Origin of the sequence: Halalkalibacter oceani, from assembly GCF_023715705.1 — a bacterium.
Taxonomy (GTDB): domain Bacteria; phylum Bacillota; class Bacilli; order Bacillales; family Bacillaceae_D; genus Halalkalibacter; species Halalkalibacter oceani_A.
The window spans coordinates 1-2,244 of sequence record NZ_JAMBOS010000058.1 but is presented as its reverse complement, the minus strand read 5'-3'; the positions used below and the strand labels follow the sequence as shown (position 1 = coordinate 2,244).

Here is a 2,244-nt window from a genome sequence, read left to right as displayed (position 1 = left end):
TGTTAATGACGTTCTACAATGTCTGGATCTTGACGGCGCTAATTGTCCTAAAACTGACGGATTCACTGTCCAAAATGAAGGGGAAGCAATCCTTTGCTCCCCCTTCATTTTACAAATCTACTTGATACGTTTCATTTTTCTTAAGATAAAATTTTACTTCATTTCGGCCAGTAACGATATACCAGTCTCTGCCAAGTTCCAAGCGGCAGGGAAGAGTCCGACCATATCCTAGATGAAGATCAAACCATTCACCGTATCGCATCTTATAACCTAAATTCTCACCCCACAACACAACCCAACAATCCAGCTCTTCGTTGTAATTCATCTCTTTCCAGCGGGTTTTCATGAGAGTTCCCCTTGGATGACTTGCTTGATCATATGATCGTCAATGATCCTACGGCCATTTTGTGAGCCATACAGAAGACTATGTGTACAAAGTTTATTAATGAGCCTTGCGGCACCACCAGAGAACCGATGAATTTCGCCAATCGCCCCATCTGAAAAGATTGGTTGATCAACTCCTGCATATCGAAGATGCCCAGTAACATATTCCTCAACCTGAGCACGATCGAGGTGTCCTAGCTGGAATTGGATATCAATTCTTTGACGTATGGCTGTGTATGACTGTAAGCGTAGTCGGTCCCACAATTCACTTTGACCGACAAGGATAAGCGCCATTGGACTTAGCGAATCCATTTTAAAGTTCAGAAGAAAACGGACCTCTTCAAGCATTTCCCGATCCAGAAGGTGAGCTTCATCCACTACGACTACTGGTTGTAGTCCTCGTATGCCTTTCATTAATTCAATCTCACGATGAAGTTGCCGTTTTGCATCTCCTCGATAAAACTTCGCTTCAGAGCCCAGTTGTTCCAGTAGCCCCTTGTAAAAATGGCGAGGAGTTAACTTAGAGTCGGATAGATAAAGAACGTGGAATTTGCCTTTATCCAATTTGTCCACAAACTTACGGATTGTCGTCGTTTTTCCCGTTCCACTATCTCCACTCAGGACGGCAAAAAGCTGTCTTTCAGCTGTATATTTCAACCTTCCAAGGATTTCTTGCATCATAGAGGAATCATACAATTGGTCCGTTGGCAAATCTCTAGTGAAAGGCGTGTTCTCCATTCCATAGAAGGCTTCAAACACGTGAATCATCCTCCTTCCAAACGCCACGGAAGGTCACGGCAGGCTTCTGTTCGATTTGACGTTCCTGGTTCTTTCGTTCAGCTGCCTTTAATAGTCTTGAAGAGTCAACACCCTGCACCTGCAGGTGCTCAGGTAATGCAGGACGCTTCCCAGCTTTTTCTCCAATCACAAGCTTCTTGGCTTTCCAAGGAGTATAATCCTCGAACTCAATGGTAAGCTCCTCAATATTCGCAGGATCATAGATAACCTCAACCTGACGTCCAATAAATGTCAAGCCCACTTCATATTTCTGATCCATGAAACTGATGCATCCTGATTTATCGACTTTTCTTGTCTCGCAATGAAGAAATGCATTGCTTAACGTTTCTGGATCGATGAACCGAATCGCTTTCTTGTCTGAACGAAATGCGGTTTCCGGGCTGATTTTCTCCCCAAGTGCAGAATGAGGCTTATTCTGATAGCACTCAGTCAGCCAGACTTGGAAGAGTTCATTCAGACGATCCAGAGTATTCGGCTTTTCGATGACAGCTTCACTGATGAATGAATCTATGACTCTATTGAACCTTTCAATTTTGCCCTTCGATTCCGCTGCATACGGCCTTGTGTAAGTGAGACGAGTGCCTATTATTGAGCAGGTACGTGTCATCCATTTGGTTCGATATTGCTTGCCGTTATCAAAATATACAGCCTCTGGAACACCATACTTTTGGATGGACTGCCGGAAGGCATCTTCAATGATCCTTGAATCCAAGGTAGGATAGAAAGCTGCGTGAAGCACAAACCTGGTGGCGTCATCGATAAAAGCAACAAGATACACTTGTTTCTTCATTCCATTCGGACCAATCGGCAAGTAAGGACCATACTTGATATCTGATTGCCAGAGTTGGTTGCGATGTCGTTTCTGAAACCTTCGGGCGGCTACTCCTGTCTGGGAATAGAGTCTCATTTGTCGTGTACTGTAACCCTTTTCCGTCAGTTTTTCCTGAAGGGTTGACCTTTTGATTTGTCCTGGTTCAGCCAGCCCTTCCCATTCAAGAATCTGTATAATTTGAGCTACGCTCCGGCTCGGCACTTCCTTACGTAGAAGAATCGCCTGGTCTA

3 protein-coding genes are annotated in these 2,244 nt (G+C 44.3%); all 3 read right to left on the bottom strand.

Features of this window, described 5'->3' with window-relative positions:
• Positions 1-109: 109 nt before the first annotated feature.
• Positions 110-346, bottom strand: a complete 237-nt coding sequence (locus tag M3212_RS21555; RefSeq protein WP_251195967.1) for a DUF5348 domain-containing protein — start codon at positions 344-346, stop codon at positions 110-112.
• Positions 343-1,143 carry an ExeA family protein gene (locus tag M3212_RS21550; RefSeq protein WP_251224228.1) on the bottom strand — a complete coding sequence of 267 codons (801 nt, stop codon included), beginning with the start codon at positions 1,141-1,143 and terminating at the stop codon, positions 343-345. The genes M3212_RS21555 and M3212_RS21550 overlap by 4 nt, the downstream gene beginning before the upstream one ends.
• On the bottom strand, positions 1,136-2,244 hold a 1,109-nt coding region (locus tag M3212_RS21545), incomplete at its 5' end, for a DDE-type integrase/transposase/recombinase (RefSeq protein WP_251195965.1). The genes M3212_RS21550 and M3212_RS21545, both read right to left, overlap by 8 nt.

Excerpts from the sequence above, each read along its gene's own strand:
- M3212_RS21555 (WP_251195967.1), bottom strand. The coding sequence starts at position 346 with ATGAAAACCCGCTGGAAAGAGATGAATTACAACGAAGAGCTGGATTGT.